This window comes from Paenibacillus sophorae (genome assembly GCF_018966525.1).
Lineage (GTDB): Bacteria > Bacillota > Bacilli > Paenibacillales > Paenibacillaceae > Paenibacillus_AQ > Paenibacillus_AQ sophorae.
Genome location: NZ_CP076607.1, coordinates 1,074,217 through 1,089,047, shown reverse-complemented (window position 1 = coordinate 1,089,047; position 14,831 = coordinate 1,074,217). Strand labels below are relative to the sequence as shown.

The window sequence follows — 14,831 nt, the reverse complement described above, 5'->3', positions numbered from 1 at the left end:
CCGTGAGGCGTTTGCGACCGGGGCGGCATCAAGACCGCTCTCTAAGTCTACCGGGTTTCGCCCGTTACCGCGAAGACCAAAGAGGATCGAATACCGCTGTTTGAGGCCGGGTTCGGTCAACCTGGGTGGCACCGCGAGCTGACGCTCCTCGTCCCATGGATGAGGGCGTTTTTTGTATTTTTTCACAAAAAGGAGCGAACGGTTATGCTGGACATGGTTTGGATCAGGGAGAACGAGGAGCTTGTCAGACAGACGGCCAAGTGGAAAAAGGTGGATTTCCCGCTTGATGAGCTGCTGGAATGGGACGACCGCCGGCGCGGCCTGCGCCAAGAGACCGAAGAGCTGCGGGCGCGGCGCAATGCGCTGACCAAGGAAGTCGAGACGCTGCTTCGGCAGGGAAATCGTGCGGAGTGCGAAACGGTTAAAGAACAGGTCAGGGAACTGGGCGGCCGTCTGACTGATGTGGAAGCGCGGCTCGCCGAATCGGAGACCAAATGCCGGGAGCTGATGCTGCGGGCACCAAATCCCGTATCGCAGGATACGCCTATCGGGGAGAGCGACAAGGACAACGTGGAGGTCCGGCGCTGCGGGGAGCCGCCCGCGTTCGGCTTCACGCTCCGGGATCATGTGGAGCTCGGCGAGCTGCATGACATCATCGACATTCCGCGCGGCGTGAAGGCGGGCGGACCGCGCAGCTATACGCTGAAGGGAACCGGGCTGTATCTGCATCTCGCCGTTCAGCGGCTCGCGCTTGACGTGCTTGCCGCCAGGGGGTTTACGGTCATGGACGTGCCCACTATCGTCCGGCCGGAGACGCTTGTGCGCACCGGGTTCTTCCCCGGCGGAGAGGACCAGACTTATGAGCTAAGCGGCGAGAACCGCTGGCTTGCGGGAACTTCGGAAGTTCCGCTTGTCTCGCTATACAGCGACGAGATCATCGACTTGGCAGCGCCGATGAGACTGGCCGGGATGTCGGCCTGCTTCCGCCGCGAGGTCGGCTCGGCGGGCCGGGATGTGCGCGGGCTGTACCGCGTGCATCAGTTCTCGAAGATCGAGCAGGTCGTCCTGTGCGAGAACGACCCCGAGGTGTCGGAGAGCATGCTGCAGGAGATTCTGGCGAACGCCGAGCATATTTTGCAGCTGCTAGAGCTGCCCTACCGCGTTGTGGCTGTCTGCACCGGCGACATGTCGCTAAAGACGCACAAGCAGTACGACATCGAGACCTGGATGCCGGGAAGGAACGCTTACGGGGAGACGCATTCGGCGTCGAATCTGCTAGATTTCCAGGCGCGCCGCTCGAATATCCGCTATCGCGGTGCGGATGGCAAGCTGCGGTACTGCCATACGCTGAACAATACGGCTGCCGCCACGCCGCGCATCCTTATTCCGCTGCTGGAGAACCACCAGCGGGAGGACGGTTCGATTTATATTCCGCAGGCATTGCGTAAATACATGGATGGGCGAGAGGTTATTCCCGCTCCGCAGCCGGCCCGGGTACTTGAGTAACGGCGGGTAAGCACAGCGGCCCCGCTCTTCGCTTGACCAGCGAAGGGGCGGGGCCGTTTTGTTCAATATTTTTGGAAAATCTCTCTAGCAATTTGTGCTCTGCTAACAATTTTTTTCGAATAATTGCCAAAATTCAGATTATCACTATTATAATTAAATATATTCTTACTAATATAGGAGGTTAAGATTACATGAACTTATCTTCTCAATGTAAGAGATCGTACAGTCTCCTGCTGACGGCCGCCCTGCTGCTGACCGCTCTGTTCCCGGCCGTCAATTTCGGAGGCGGACAAGCCTATGCGGCTGGAACAGCGCTGGCGGAAAGTCCCGCTGCTGTTCCGGATGCGGCAACCGTGCAGTTGGCTACTTACTCCGACCAGGATTTCAAACTGCGCGTGCTGCACACGAACGACACCCACGGCCATCTTGAATATGTCGCCAAACGGATTTCGGCGATCAAGAGCGAGCGTACCGGCAATTCGATACTGCTGGACGCGGGCGACGTTTTCTCCGGAACGCTGTATTTTACAAAATTCGAAGGTCTGGCTGATCTGGAGTTCATGAATTACATCGGCTACGATGCCATGACTTTCGGCAACCATGAATTCGACAAAGGACTACCCGCATTAAAAACCTTCATGGACGGGGCTTCATTCCCGTTCGTCAGCGCCAACATCGATTTTACAACGAAGAACAGCGAGCTTGCCGGGCTGTATCACAATGAAACTGGCCTGATCGGCGACCCCGGCACCCCCGCCAAGAACGGCAATATTTACCCCACTGTCATCAAGGATGTCTACGACGAGAAAGTCGGCATTATCGGCCTGACCACGGAAGAAACCGTCGGACTGTCATCTCCGGGCGACACAATCACATTCGAGAATTACAAGACAAGCGCAGAAAAGGCAGTAAGCATGCTGCAAGCGAAAGGCATTAATAAGATTATCGCCCTTTCCCACCTCGGGTATAACATTGACCAACAGCTCGCGGTGGAAGTGCCTGCAATCGATATTATCGTCGGGGGCCATACCCATACGAAGCTGGACGTTCCGGTAGAGGTTCCGCACGGAAGCACCGGAGACACCACACTCATTGTGCAGACGGGCGAATACGGACAAAATCTCGGGGAGCTCGATGTCTCTTTTAACACGGGCGGGCAGCTCACAAGCTTCTCCGGCAGGCTGCTGGACATTGCCAAATACGCCGAAGACACCGAAGCGAAGTCTATGCTTGCTCCTTACGACGCCCAGCTTGAAGCCGTCCGTCAGACCGTCGTCGGCAATACCTACACGGATCTGTACACTCACCGTATGATCGACGGTAAATCCGTACGCGTTGTTCGACAGGAAGAAACGCCAATCGGCAATCTGATCGCCGACAGCATCAACAGCAAATCGACGGAACTGGTCAGCAAACTGCTCTCCCCGTCTGAATTATCTTCCATTAAGGGCTTTGTAGCCATTCAAAACGGCGGCGGTATCCGGGCTCCGATTAACCAGGGCGACATTACGCTCGGCGAAGTGCTGACCACCCTGCCGTTCAACAACAGCCTTGTAGCCCTCAAGGTTACCGGCAAGGAGATTATTTCGTCTCTGGAAAACGGCGTCAGCGGACTGGAAGCCGATCAGGGACGGTTCCCACAGGTATCGGGAATGCGGTACACTTTCGATTCGGCGAAACAACCGGAAATCGTCGATCCGGCGTCCAATGCGGTCAAGCAGGAAGGCAAGCGGATTGTATCGGTAGAGATCAAGCAGCCGGACGGCAGCTACGCTCCGGTCGACCCGGAAGGCTACTATATTTTGTCCACGAACTCCTTCATGGCCGGAGGCGGCGACTTCTACCGGGCGCTGGCGGGGGCCAAGGCGGATGGACGCTATTATGAACTGTACGTGCCGGACTATGAAGTGTTCAATGAATATTTAGGCAAAATCGGCCAGGTGAACATCGGCCTTGAAGGCCGGATCACCAATTTGAAAGGCGCTGCGGCTTCGCCTGCGCCCGGAAGTGGCGGCGGAACCGTAACAGCGCCAACCCCGACACCTTCGGCAAGTCCTGCGCCGACGCCTTCGGCTTCGGGAGTACCGGCTCAGGTAACGACCCTGACACCCGAAGATTTGACGCAGCGGCTGGCAGCTTTGCCTGCCGGCAGCAGCGAGCTGGTCATCCCGATTACCGCCTCCGCAGGCGGCGCGGAAGTCGTTCTTCCGGGCAGCGCGCTGATTCAGCAGGCTGCCGCAACACCTGAGCTCGTACTGACCTTTGACACAGGCCTTGCCTCCTACTCGCTGCCGCTGAGTGTACTTAATGGTACGGCGATTACGACTCAGCTCGGAACGGGCGACTTTACAGTTACCGTCGCCATCAAGCCCGCGGATGCGGCGACGACGGCCGGAGTTAACCAGGCCGCTGCCAAACAAGGCTCGCTCACGCTGGCTGCACCGGTCATTCAGTTCTCCGTCACGGCCAAAGCCGGAAACCGCAGCGTGCCGGTTAACCGTTTCGGCAGCAAGTATGTGGAAAGAACGATTCAAGCAGGCCGTTCGCTGGATAACAAGACGGCTACGGGCGTCGTGTACGATCCGGACACGGGCGCGCTTTCCTTCGTCCCTTCCGTCTTTACGACAAATGCCGACGGTACGGCGAAAGTCACCATTAAACGAGCCAGCAACAGCTATTATACCGTCGTTGAATCTTCCAAGACTTTCGGTGACCTTACGGGGCACTGGGCGAAATCGTCCATTGACCTGCTGGCCTCCAAGCTGATTGCCAACGGAAATGACACGGGGGCGTTCTCGCCGTCGAAAGCGGTGACCCGCGCGGAATTCGCAGCGCTGATTACACGGGCGCTGGGTCTCGAAGCGGTAGACGGTACGGCGGATTTTACAGATGTCAGCCCGTCCAAATGGTATGCGGGAGCGATTCGGACGGCCTCTGCGGCAGGACTGATCTCCGGCTATCCGAACGGCAGCTTCCATCCGGACAGCCCGATCACCCGCCAGGAAATAGCGGCCATCCTGTCCAAAGCAACTAAGCATACCGGAACGTCGTTGCCTGGCCAAATGGAGACGCTGGGGATTTTCAAGGATTCCTCAGCGATCGCGGTATGGTCCAGAAAATCGGCAGCCGAGATGGCCGCAGCCGGCATCATCCAGGGCACTCCGGACGGCTTCTTCGCTCCGGGGCAGACGGCAACCCGCGCGGAAGCGGCGGTCATGCTGGAGAAGACGCTCAAGGTGCTGAAATTCATTAATTAAGCCCCACTTTGCATGCCATATTCGATAAACAAAGAACCTTCAGTTCCACATTTATTGTGGTTCTGAAGGTTCTTTTGCATAGTGATGGGATTCGCTCCACCCGCTTAGCGCCGGCGTTCCATCCAATGTACGGCATAATCGACGATGGCCCGCTGGGACATGAGCTGCGCGGGAGCTGCTGCGACAAGACCGTGCCGAATCAGCCCCTTCTCCCCTTCAAAGTCCTCGCCAATTTCGCCAAAATCATCCGAGTTCCATTCCAAATCCGTAAACCGGGCCCACCTTCTGACCCCATCCTCGGTGATCGGAGCGCCGGCGTTCACTTCTTTCTTGCCGGGATAGCTTGCACGGTATTCCGCAAGATGTATGGAGGTGTTGTTCAAATGCCCCACACCGAGCAGCAGCACCATGCCGTCCAGATCGTACAGGCGTCCAAGCGGCGAACCATCGCCAAGACCGTACGGCAACTCATGTCCGGCAGTGACCGTATCCGCATGCTTGCCCCAAGCAGCGAAGGAATACAGCGGATGCCCGCTTCGCCTTACTCCCTGCTGCTTGCGAAAAGCTTCCGGGATGATGCCCATCCCGCGTGAAAGCGTCAAGTCCGGGGCATAGGGCGGCATCTGCTCCCGTATCGTTTCCCACCACTCTTTCGGAACCGGGGGGTTGCACCAGCCCGAAGGGTCGGTCAGATCAGTTGAATGCGTCGGCATGATGAGCGTGCCCGCTTCACCCAGCACTTTTTCAAGCGCCAGAATAACGGAGACAGGCCCGCCAGCCACCCATTCGCCCAGCGATTTAAAGGAGGAGTGCAGCAGCACCGTCATGCCTTTCAGCAGGCCAAGCTGCCGAAGGTCCTCCGCCAGCGTCTCTACCGTAATCAAGTTCCCCTGTATTTCTCTCATAAGATGATCTCCGATCTTGTAACATACTTCCGTTATCTCCTATAACTCCCCGGCCCGTGAGGCAGCTGAAAGAACCGCTGGACCGAAGGCAGCAGAGTCGCGATTTGAATGAGCAGTCCAAGACTCATATAAAAAACGTGCACGAGGCTGACCGCGTTCATAATATAAGTTTCCACCATAATCCAGATAATTTGTCCGAATCCCACATATAATGATAACGTCCACGCAGAATGCAGCTCTTTAAAAGGATTAAATGCGTCAGCCCACGCCCAGCGCGGTCTTTTGACCATACCGTACAGCACAAGGAGCGGAAACACCCCGAATACCGCCAGCAGCAAAATACCCGGGAACAAGAAGCTGGAAAAAGGAGAACGCTGCAGCACCGTATCCGCCGGCATTCCCATCATGCTTCCGCTTGGATCGATAATGAGCGCAAGCCCGCCGCCAATCGCACCCACGCCCAAAAAAAATTGCAAAACATAAAGAAACATCACGGCGGCCGGCCGTTTTCCGGACTTTGCCGTCCCCGCTCCCGCGCTCGGCTTAATCGTTTCCTTTACTCTTTGATTCATCCATACTTCCCCGCTTCCACTCTTGGAATAGGCGGCTCAGGAACGAGCGGTCATCAGCTTTTCTAATTATACCAAAACTTCCCTCCCCGGTATGAGACACGGATTACACCCTGTTAAAAAGCACGGAAACAGCAGGAAGTGTGATTATCCGCACTTTGCGTTATACTTGAACGAAGGGAGTAAATGATTCCTGACCCCCCACAATTAATAACAACAGCTCTGTTGGCGGATATAAATTCATAGATTTCAAAAAAAGAGGTGACAGAGAGCGGCGGTTCCAGCCGGCGCTTTTGAGCATGTCTATACTATTAGTTGATTCGCATGCAACCAAACAATGCGCTTATTGTCTTCAGTATAAACCGCTATCGGAATTCCGCAGACGCACCGGCAAGCGCTCCAAGTCGGAGTCGCGCCGCGGCGCCTGCCGGGAATGCCGGAAACGCCGCGAAGCCGAAGCGGCCTGTAAAGCAGCGCTTTATGAGGCAGCGCCGCCCAATTCCCGAGCTGTGCCGCCAGGATCCAGCGCGGCGGTGCCAGCGGCGGCCCGCTCGGCTGCAGCGCCGACAGTCCGGGCCGCCGAAGTGCCTGGCCGCCAAGCAGCGCCGTTTCCGGCGAGCGGCATCGCCCCGGCGCCTGCCGGAACCGGCAGGGCCAGCCTGCGCCGCCTGGCGGAAGCGCCTGCGCGGAAGGCGTCCGCGCCGGGCAGTACGCCCGCGCAGGAGCCTGTGACGGGCGCTGCCGCGCCAAGCGCCGCCGGGGAGGCGCGTCCGGCCGGCGAACGCAAGCGCAAGCGTTCCCGGCACCCGGCCTCTGCCGAGCGGAAGCTGTATGTCTCCGCCGCTGATGGCTCTGCCAAACCCAAGCCCCGCCCTCGTGCGGCCGAGCAGACAGCGTCCCTGGAGCGCCAGCGCGGGCCAAAGCCCGCTTCGGATGATGTCTCTGCGCTCGTCCCCTCCAAGCGGGGGATGATTCTGATGCGGGGACACAGCGACAAGGGACGGCGCTGGCATCAGGAGATCGAGCTGGATCTCGCCGTCACGCTGGTGCGGGAGCAGGCCGCCGTGGTGGTCAACAGGCGGACGATCCGCCGGCTGTACAGCAACAAGGACTTCCGCCGATATATTTTGACCCGGGACAACTATACATGCCATTTCTGCGGCTTGTATGGGGATACGATCGACCACCTGCTGCCCCGCGCCAAAGGCGGACATACAACGCCGATGAACTGCGTCTGCGCCTGCAATCTGTGCAACCAGGCCAAAGCGGACCAGTACGCGGATGAATTTATGGGCAAATAATACGTAAGTTATACGAACGCCCCATCCGACGGGCAGGGTCTGGCACCCTGGCGCCGTAGAACGGGGCGTTTTGCGACAGTGAGGGCGGAAGCATCCCTGGCCCTCGCCGCGCTTGCCGATTAATTCACCAGGCACCGCATCGTCTGATCAAAGCCGATCTAACCGGCTAGCCGGACGCTGCCCAATTCATCGGGGGCTCGCTTGCCCGGTAGCCTCGGACATGCTACGGTCCCAAGATATGCTTGACCCGGCCCACCTGGCCGCTCGTCAGCCTTACCTTGATGCCGTGTGGATGACGGGGCGAATTCGTCAAAATATCCTTGACCGTACCCCGGGTCAGCTTGCCCGAGGCCTGGTCCTGTTTCAGCACGATATCCACCTCAAGTCCCGGGCGGATATCCGATCTGCTCTGTCCATTCATGATTTGTCCTCCTTTCATAATGACTATACACATAGATAAGGATGAACCCCTATGGCTTTTGGCGTTAAGCGCGAAGAATTAAATCGATGGAAAAAAGCGGTCTCCGCAGGGGAGATCGCCTTCCTGACCCATTTTTGGCTCGATCCGAGGTTTCCCGGCATTACGACCGTAACCAAAGTCGGCTGCAGCGACCTGGATCGCCTTGCCGATTGGTGCAGGGCTCACGGACTGCCGCCCGAGCGTATTCACAACCGGCCTCCGTTTCCCCATTTCGATCTCATCGGCCCAAGGCAGCCGGAAATCCTCAAGCTGGAGGGGCAGTGGGAGCAGCTCCGCCGCTTCAATTTGCTGTAAATAGGCTCTATTTGCGCCGCAAATCGTCCATGATTTTGCGGCCGGTCGGCGTCTGGGCGAGCCCTCCGCCGGCGGTCTCGCGGTGAATCTCCGGCATGGACGAGCCCACCTCCAGCATAACCTTAATGACCTCGTCGGACGGAATGACGCTGCGCACTCCCGCCAGCGCCATATCCGCTGCAGCCAGCGCAGTCACAGCGCCGAAACCGTTGCGGACGATGCAGGGGATTTCAACCAGTCCCCCGACCGGGTCACAGATCAGCCCGAGCGTATTCTTCAGCGCCAGGCCCACGGCATGCACCGCCTGAGCCGGAGTACCGCCGCGCAGTTCGGTGAGCGCTCCCGCCGCCATCCCGATCGCCGAGCCGACCTCGGCCTGGCAGCCTCCTTCCGCACCAGAGACGAAGGAGTTATTGGCGATGACATAGCCAATGGCTCCAGCGGCAAACAGTCCGTACGTCATGTAATCGTCGTCCCAGCCGAATCGTTCCTGGCAGCTTAGGAATACGCCGGGAATAATGCCGCAGGAACCGGCCGTCGGAGTGGCGATGATGCGTCCCATCGAGGCGTTCACCTCCGAGACGGCGAGCGCATAGGCCATCGCCTGCCCTGCCGGGCCGCCAAGGCAGGATTCGTCCGCCGCGTTATAGGCGCCGACGCGCTGGGCGTCGAGTCCCGTAAGTCCGCTGCGCGAGGTCGTGTCCTCATGCATCCCCCGCCGCACAGCCTCCCTCATCACCCCGTAATATTCCTTCATTTTGGCAAATTCATGTTCCGCAGACCGTCCAGATTCAGCGCTTTGCTCTTCCACCATCAGAGCGCCAATGCTTAAAGCCCGTTGTTCCGCCAGAACGGCGAGCCGGCTTAACGTTTGAAAATTCATAAGCTCCGCCCCTCTCCATTCTCGTCCTTCGAGCTTTCGTCCAGGTGAATCAGCTTTACCGATTTTACCGCAGGCAGTTCTTCAAGCACCCGCAGCAGCTCCGGAGACAGAGCTTCATCCAGCTCCAGCACGGTTAGCGCTGCTCCGCTGCGGTTCTTGCGGTCCAGAGACATATGCCCGATGTTCACCTGTCCCCGGCGCATCGTATCGGTTACGCTTGCCAGCACGCCGAGATAGTCCATATGATGAATCAGAACGGTCGGATACATTCCGGACAGTCTGACGCTGAAGCCGTTGATATCGATAATTTCGATATTCCCGCCGCCGATGGATATACCTGTAAGCGTCAACTCCCCGCCGCTTCCGGTCAGCTGCAGCCGCACCGTATTGGGATGGGGGAATAATCCGGTTCCCTGCCGGAACGAAATTTCCATGCCGCTGTTTTCAGCGATTTCGATGGAGTCCGGCAGCCGCAGATCGTCGGTTGAAAAATCCAACAGCCCTCCGGCAATCGCCCGGTCCGTACCATGTCCCTGATACGTAGCCGCAAATGACCCGAAAAAGATAACCTCGGCCTTTCGCGGCATTTCACCCAGCAACTGCCTGGCCGCCCGGCCAATGCGAGCCGCGCCCGCCGTATGGGAACTCGATGGCCCGACCATCGCCGGCCCTATAATAGAAAATACATCCTTAAACCGCATGCTTAAGCCTCCGCTTTCTTCCAAATCTCACAATGCCGCATTCGGTTTCCCGCCGCTCCGTCCATTTAAAAGCAAATACAATCATTGCCTATTTATTATACTTCAGCGGTAGCTGAACTGTGAAATTTGTCGAATAACGGAAAAACGCAGGCTATTTCATCGGGCGCCTGACACCACACGCATACAAATAACAAGTCCCTTTTCTTTAAGAAAAGGGCCGGCTGCGTTTCATCAGGTGCTGTGCGAGTACAGCAGAATGCTGTCCCTGAGCTCCCAACCGATTCCGCTCCAGAATTGCTGTCCGTCCGCATTGCTCCCAATGACCATCAGGTGGCATTTGGCGATGCCTTCCGCGCGCAGCCGATCAAGGCAGCGGGTGACCAGCCCGCGTCCAATGCCTTTCCCCCGGTGCTGGCCGTCTACGGCCACATGGTACAAAAAGCCCCGACGCCCATCATGGCCGCACAGAGCCGTTCCGGCAAGCCCTCCGTCCGTAGCGATACAAACATGGCTGAGACCGCGGTTGCGCTCCAGAAAGCGGACAATCTCCCCCCGCGAATCCGCCGCGCTGAGTCCCATGCCTTCGGTATTCTCCCACAGCCCATAGGCCGCATCGTAATCTTCCTTCGTCATCTCTCTATAAATCATCATTCTCCCCCCCGATTTCCCCACGCAAAATAAATCAGTTCTCCGTTCCCCGCTTTACGAAGCGGTAGCCCGTTATCTCATAGCCCAGCTCCCGGTAGAAACGATGCGCCTCTTCCCGGGCGGTTCCGCTGACAAGCCAGGTGCCCTTGCAGCCGCGCCCGGCCGCCATTTGTTCCGCAAACGCCATCAGCTTTTTACCGACGCCCTGCCTCCTTGCAGCCTTATCCGTCACCAGCAGTGAAATTTCCCCGTAACGGGTCAGGTCCTCTATATTTTCTCTCAGCCGAAATCCCAGACAGCCAAGCAGGGCCGGCGCCCCCTTCCTTACAGGGACATTCGTTTCTCGTTCGAGCAAGGCCGGTCCTTCGTCATCCGCCGATGACGCTGCGCTTTCACATACAAAAAGATCCTCAATGGGACTCATTTCAATAAAATCCAGGCGAAGCTCTATGTCCCGCACAGAATGTGATTTGCCGTCAAGCTGCTCCATCAGCCCGGCCAGGGCCGGAGCATCCTTGTTCGACGCCTTGCGGATCATCATTTCCACGTATGTCGTCACCTCCTACACTTTTATCATCATTCCCATAAATTTTCAATTCCGTTTTCATTTCTATGCACTGCCCGACTTAGGCCAGACCTTCCGGCACAACGCCTCAAGCGCCGGTTCATCCAGCCGTTCAAGCTGAAGCAGCGATATATAAGGATCGCCTTCCAGTGCCAGAAGCTGTGCGAAGGCGGGCTCCGTCTTGATTCCATCCGCTTTCAGCAGCCGCACCCGATCCCGAAAGCCCTCGCCCAATATCCCCAGAATCCGGGCCTCCACGACCATATGGATATAGCCGTTCTGCCTTCTTACCGGTACCGGCTGCCCGAAAATTTCCACAGGCCACTTTCCTGCCGTAAAACGCGCAACGATGCGCGGCTTTCCGTTAACCTCCCGGCTGGAGCACCGATAGTCCGCCGCCCCGCCGAAGCATCGTTCAACCGCGTCACGAAATGCGCCGAAATCATGCACTTCGCATAAAATATCGAGATCGCTGCCCGGCACCTGCAGCCCCAGCGGGACCGTCCCGGCCAGAACGGGGTCCCAATCCGCAAGGGCATTCATCAGCTTTAAATCTTTGAGCAAGGCATGTACCTCCCGCTGAACCGGCGAGCCATTTTTCAAATATGAAAGGTCCTTCCAGTCATCGAATGCCGTCATGCGGCTCCCTCCTTTGTTGCCGCTGGTTGCCCGGCGAGCCGCCGCCCAGGCGGTCACCCTTCCCTGGGCGAATGCATAGAAATATACCACCCAAGAAGAAAGAAACGGCTGCGCCGTTCTCGCAGGAGGAGGGCATCCGTTTCTCGTAAAAATATAGCCTATTTCGCCCAAAGGAGAATCGGTATGAAACCTATCCGCACCGAGAACTTCCCGTCCGTCCGCCTGACGGCGGGCATGTATGCGCTGAGCAAGCTGTCCGCTGCCGGCCTGACCTCCACGCTGCTGGGGCTGCTCGCACTTGCTGGGCCCCATACTGCCGCAGGCTGGCTGGCTTCGCCGGCATATAATGTATACGCCTATGCTCTTACCGTCTCGCTGCTGGCTGACGGCCTGCTGAGACTTACGGGAACCGGATCGAGAGCCTTCCTCTTGATCATATATGCCCTTGCCGGGTTCGGCGCGGGCCTGTGGCTCGCTCACGACCAGGGAAGCGGATGGGCAGCCGGCGCGTTCGCCGGAATAGCGGTATTGCTCCTGTTCCGCTTGACTCAGTTGGCCGGTGAACGCATTCCGGCTCTGCTGCCCGTGTTTGCCCTGTTCGTTCCGCTGCTCTGCCTGCTGCTCTGAATCAGAGCGCCTCGATAATATCCGAAGCGATAACCGACGCCGGATCGTCCCGGAGAAGAGCTGCCCGTTCGCCTGCCAGTCCATGCAAATAGACTCCGAACGCCGCAGCCTGAACGCCGTCCAGCCCCTGCGCCAGCAGACCGGCGATGATGCCGGTCAGGCAGTCTCCCGCCCCGCCGGTGGCCATCCCCGGATGTCCGGTCGTGTTGACAAAAATGCGGCCATCCGGCGAGGCAATTACCGTATGCGCTCCTTTAAGCACAAGTACCACACCGTGCTCCCGGGCGTAGTTCAGCGCCAGTCCGATCCGGTCACGCTGGACTTCCTTCGTGCTCACACCGGCCAGCCGGGCCATTTCGCCGGGATGCGGCGTCAAAATCACAGCCTCCCGGCGCCCCTGCCATATCCCGTAATCACACTCCGCCAGAATGTTCAGCGCGTCCGCGTCCACGACAAGCGGACAGTCCGCGCCTTCCCAAATTCTTTTGAGCCATTCCTTGTCCTCTTCGAACCGCCCGATTCCCGGGCCGACGGCCAGCACGTCCTTCTTATCGGCGAGATTCAGCACCTCTTCCGCCGCCGCAGCATTCCAGGTTCCGTCCGCTTCACCGCCGGCGTCCGCCAGCATCAGCTCCGGAGCCGCGCCTGCAAGAAGAGGCAGCAGCTTGCCCGGCACCGCCCAGGTCGCAAGCCCGCAGCCCGCACGCAGCGAGGCGCGGGCGGCGATCAGGCCGGCCCCGCTCATGCGCAAGGACCCGGCGGCCAACAGCACATGGCCGTAGGTGCCTTTATGCCCGTCAGGCACGCGCCGGCGCGAGACATCGATGTCCAGCACGCCTTCCAGCACATCGGGCGTAAGCCAATAGACGGACAAGCCCTCTTCTCGGGCAAGTCCCGCCGGAATGCCGATGGACCGGACAACGATGCGGCCCGCAGCGCCCGAACCGGGATACTGGAGCAGGCCGCGCTTGAGGAAGGCGAGGCAGACCGTAAGCGACGCCTGAATGCACGGCTCATGCATCTCGCCCGTGTCCGCATGCAGTCCGCTTGGAATGTCAGCGGACACGACCGGCTTGCCGCTGCCGTTCGCCGCGGCAATCAGCTCCGCGTAGGCGCCGCGCGGCGCGCCCGCTGCGCCCGTGCCCAGCAGCGCATCCAGGATGCCGCTGTACCCGGCAAAGTCGGGCCTGCCGCCGCCATGCACGGCGGCAGGCAGACCCATTGCCGCAGCGGCATCGCGCTGCAGGGCAGCCTCGCCGGTCAGCGACTCCGGCGGGACCGCGTACAGCAGCGAGACGGCGATGCCCGCCTCGCTTAAGTACCGGGCGGCGACCAGACCGTCGCCGCCGTTGTTGCCCTTGCCGACGAGCACGAGCCAGTGCTCGTCTTCGGCATGCTCCGCCATCAGCGCGGCGTCCCCGCTGATGAGAAGCTTCGGCGCGGCCGCCAGCGCGCCGCCGGGGTTGCCGCCGCGGAGCGCTGGCCCCGCGGCGGTGTTCCGCGCCGTGCCGAATCCCGGCGCGGCCACGGGAGCGTGGGCCGCCCACGCTCCGGCATTGCGCAGCGCGGCACTGTCCCGCAGCGCCTGGGCTGCCAGCGGCGTGCTGCCCTCTCCGCGCCGCCGGCACAGGGCAATAATCTCCTCCGCGACAGCACGCCCGGCATTTTCCATCAGGGCAACCGCCGGAATGCCCAGCCGTTCAATCGTGATGCGGTCCAGCCGCCGCATTTCTTCCGCTGTAACCAAATGCATCCCTTGCTATCCCCTTTCTTTATTCACCGAAGTTGCCGTCATGGGCTGAGCGCGTCAATATCCCACCGTGAACCGCGCCTTGATGAAATGGCCTTCCTCCAGTTCATCGATCACCGCCGCAGCGTAATCCTCCACACTGATCTCGCTTCTTCCGTCCTCGTCTACAACGAGCCGGTCCAGTCCAATACGGAACTGTCCTGTACGCCGCCCCGGCGAGATGATGGCTGCAGGGCTGGCATATGTATAATCCAGGCCGGAGTGCACATAGATTTCATAGGCATCGGCATGAGCCGCCGCAAGCGGCTTTACCTCCTCCGGGAACTCCGGTGTATCCATCAACCGGTCGCCCGAGTCCGTCTTCAGGCTTCCCGATCCGCCGACTATAATCAGCCGGTTCACCCCGGCAGTCTTTAGCCCTTCAACCAGCGAACGGGCGACTTCAAGCAGTTCGCCCTCTGCACCGAACTCAGGCTCATAAGCGCTGATCACGGCCTCGTGGCCTTTGGCGGCCTGGGCCACCTCTTCCGGTCTCAGCAGGTCGGCAGGCAGCGTAAGCAGACCTCCATGCTGGATCTCCAGCGCCTCCGGCTGCTGAACCGGGGCCGTCACTTCATGCCCCCGCTTCAGCGCTTCTTCCAGAATTGCGCGCCCTATCGTTCCCGATGTGCCGAACAGCACCATTTTCATTTCCTTTTCCTCACT

General features: G+C 59.2%; 15 protein-coding genes. 5 read left to right on the top strand and 10 right to left on the bottom strand.

Annotated elements, in window-relative coordinates:
- The first annotated feature begins 204 nt into the window (after positions 1-204).
- Positions 205-1,506, top strand: coding sequence for a serine--tRNA ligase (gene serS, locus KP014_RS05260; RefSeq protein WP_090834256.1), 1,302 nt, complete (start codon positions 205-207; stop codon positions 1,504-1,506).
- Between the two features lie 191 nt (positions 1,507-1,697).
- Positions 1,698-4,763, top strand: a complete 3,066-nt coding sequence (locus tag KP014_RS05255; protein ID WP_090834255.1) for an S-layer homology domain-containing protein — start codon at positions 1,698-1,700, stop codon at positions 4,761-4,763.
- A gap of 104 nt (positions 4,764-4,867) precedes the next feature.
- Here KP014_RS05255 and KP014_RS05250 read toward each other — a convergent pair whose 3' ends face one another.
- Both KP014_RS05250 and KP014_RS05245 read right to left on the bottom strand, forming a co-directional pair.
- On the bottom strand, positions 4,868-5,668 hold the full coding sequence (locus KP014_RS05250; RefSeq protein WP_036603983.1) for an AAC(3) family N-acetyltransferase: 801 nt from the start codon (positions 5,666-5,668) through the stop codon (positions 4,868-4,870).
- Between the two features lie 32 nt (positions 5,669-5,700).
- On the bottom strand, positions 5,701-6,240 hold the full coding sequence (locus KP014_RS05245) for a hypothetical protein (RefSeq protein WP_246590643.1): 540 nt from the start codon (positions 6,238-6,240) through the stop codon (positions 5,701-5,703).
- Between the two features lie 296 nt (positions 6,241-6,536).
- Between KP014_RS05245 and KP014_RS28605 the strand changes: the two genes are divergently transcribed.
- Complete coding sequence (locus KP014_RS28605) at positions 6,537-7,538, top strand: HNH endonuclease signature motif containing protein (RefSeq protein ID WP_246590642.1); 1,002 nt, start codon at positions 6,537-6,539, stop codon at positions 7,536-7,538.
- Positions 7,539-7,761: 223 nt separating this feature from the next.
- On the opposite strand, the gene KP014_RS05235 is transcribed toward KP014_RS28605, so the two are convergent.
- Complete coding sequence (locus KP014_RS05235; RefSeq protein WP_036597246.1) at positions 7,762-7,959, bottom strand: YwbE family protein; 198 nt, start codon at positions 7,957-7,959, stop codon at positions 7,762-7,764.
- A 51-nt stretch (positions 7,960-8,010) separates the two neighbouring features.
- On the opposite strand from KP014_RS05235, the gene KP014_RS05230 reads away from it, so the two are divergent.
- Positions 8,011-8,313: a hypothetical protein gene (locus KP014_RS05230; RefSeq protein ID WP_036597244.1), complete on the top strand. Its 303-nt coding sequence runs from the start codon at positions 8,011-8,013 to the stop codon at positions 8,311-8,313.
- Between the two features lie 7 nt (positions 8,314-8,320).
- Here KP014_RS05230 and sdaAA read toward each other — a convergent pair whose 3' ends face one another.
- From sdaAA to KP014_RS05205, 5 genes are all read right to left on the bottom strand, one after another.
- On the bottom strand, positions 8,321-9,196 hold the full coding sequence (gene sdaAA, locus KP014_RS05225) for an L-serine ammonia-lyase, iron-sulfur-dependent, subunit alpha (protein WP_036597242.1): 876 nt from the start codon (positions 9,194-9,196) through the stop codon (positions 8,321-8,323).
- Complete coding sequence (gene sdaAB, locus KP014_RS05220) at positions 9,193-9,897, bottom strand: L-serine ammonia-lyase, iron-sulfur-dependent subunit beta (protein ID WP_036597240.1); 705 nt, start codon at positions 9,895-9,897, stop codon at positions 9,193-9,195. The genes sdaAA and sdaAB overlap by 4 nt, the downstream gene beginning before the upstream one ends.
- A 231-nt stretch (positions 9,898-10,128) precedes the next feature.
- Positions 10,129-10,548 carry a GNAT family N-acetyltransferase gene (locus tag KP014_RS05215; protein ID WP_036597239.1) on the bottom strand — a complete coding sequence of 140 codons (420 nt, stop codon included), beginning with the start codon at positions 10,546-10,548 and terminating at the stop codon, positions 10,129-10,131.
- A gap of 31 nt (positions 10,549-10,579) precedes the next feature.
- The gene (locus KP014_RS05210) at positions 10,580-11,092 is read right to left on the bottom strand and encodes a GNAT family N-acetyltransferase (protein ID WP_051500235.1); all 513 of its coding nucleotides are present in this window, start codon (positions 11,090-11,092) and stop codon (positions 10,580-10,582) included.
- 63 nt (positions 11,093-11,155) lie between these two features.
- Positions 11,156-11,749 (bottom strand): DUF4269 domain-containing protein, encoded by a 594-nt coding sequence (locus KP014_RS05205; protein ID WP_036597238.1) that lies wholly within the window; start codon positions 11,747-11,749, stop codon positions 11,156-11,158.
- Between the two features lie 183 nt (positions 11,750-11,932).
- On the opposite strand from KP014_RS05205, the gene KP014_RS05200 reads away from it, so the two are divergent.
- Positions 11,933-12,376, top strand: a complete 444-nt coding sequence (locus KP014_RS05200; RefSeq protein ID WP_036597237.1) for a hypothetical protein — start codon at positions 11,933-11,935, stop codon at positions 12,374-12,376.
- A 1-nt stretch (position 12,377) separates the two neighbouring features.
- Here KP014_RS05200 and KP014_RS05195 read toward each other — a convergent pair whose 3' ends face one another.
- A complete protein-coding gene (locus KP014_RS05195; RefSeq protein WP_090834253.1) occupies positions 12,378-14,129 on the bottom strand; it encodes an NAD(P)H-hydrate dehydratase in 1,752 nt (583 codons plus the stop codon).
- A gap of 54 nt (positions 14,130-14,183) precedes the next feature.
- Positions 14,184-14,816, bottom strand: a complete 633-nt coding sequence (locus KP014_RS05190; RefSeq protein WP_036601613.1) for an NAD(P)-dependent oxidoreductase — start codon at positions 14,814-14,816, stop codon at positions 14,184-14,186.
- Between the last annotated feature and the right edge of the window lie 15 nt (positions 14,817-14,831).

Coding starts and splice junctions, on each gene's coding strand:
- KP014_RS05200 (WP_036597237.1), top strand. CDS start 11,933: ATGAAACCTATCCGCACCGAGAACTTCCCGTCCGTCCGCCTGACGGCG.
- sdaAB (WP_036597240.1), bottom strand. CDS start 9,897: ATGCGGTTTAAGGATGTATTTTCTATTATAGGGCCGGCGATGGTCGGG.
- KP014_RS05245 (WP_246590643.1), bottom strand. CDS start 6,240: ATGAATCAAAGAGTAAAGGAAACGATTAAGCCGAGCGCGGGAGCGGGG.
- KP014_RS05235 (WP_036597246.1), bottom strand. CDS start 7,959: ATGAATGGACAGAGCAGATCGGATATCCGCCCGGGACTTGAGGTGGAT.
- KP014_RS05195 (WP_090834253.1), bottom strand. CDS start 14,129: ATGCATTTGGTTACAGCGGAAGAAATGCGGCGGCTGGACCGCATCACG.
- KP014_RS05250 (WP_036603983.1), bottom strand. CDS start 5,668: ATGAGAGAAATACAGGGGAACTTGATTACGGTAGAGACGCTGGCGGAG.
- KP014_RS05205 (WP_036597238.1), bottom strand. CDS start 11,749: ATGACGGCATTCGATGACTGGAAGGACCTTTCATATTTGAAAAATGGC.
- KP014_RS05190 (WP_036601613.1), bottom strand. CDS start 14,816: ATGAAAATGGTGCTGTTCGGCACATCGGGAACGATAGGGCGCGCAATT.
- KP014_RS05255 (WP_090834255.1), top strand. CDS start 1,698: ATGAACTTATCTTCTCAATGTAAGAGATCGTACAGTCTCCTGCTGACG.
- KP014_RS28605 (WP_246590642.1), top strand. CDS start 6,537: ATGTCTATACTATTAGTTGATTCGCATGCAACCAAACAATGCGCTTAT.
- KP014_RS05230 (WP_036597244.1), top strand. CDS start 8,011: ATGGCTTTTGGCGTTAAGCGCGAAGAATTAAATCGATGGAAAAAAGCG.
- KP014_RS05215 (WP_036597239.1), bottom strand. CDS start 10,548: ATGATGATTTATAGAGAGATGACGAAGGAAGATTACGATGCGGCCTAT.
- serS (WP_090834256.1), top strand. CDS start 205: ATGCTGGACATGGTTTGGATCAGGGAGAACGAGGAGCTTGTCAGACAG.
- sdaAA (WP_036597242.1), bottom strand. CDS start 9,196: ATGAATTTTCAAACGTTAAGCCGGCTCGCCGTTCTGGCGGAACAACGG.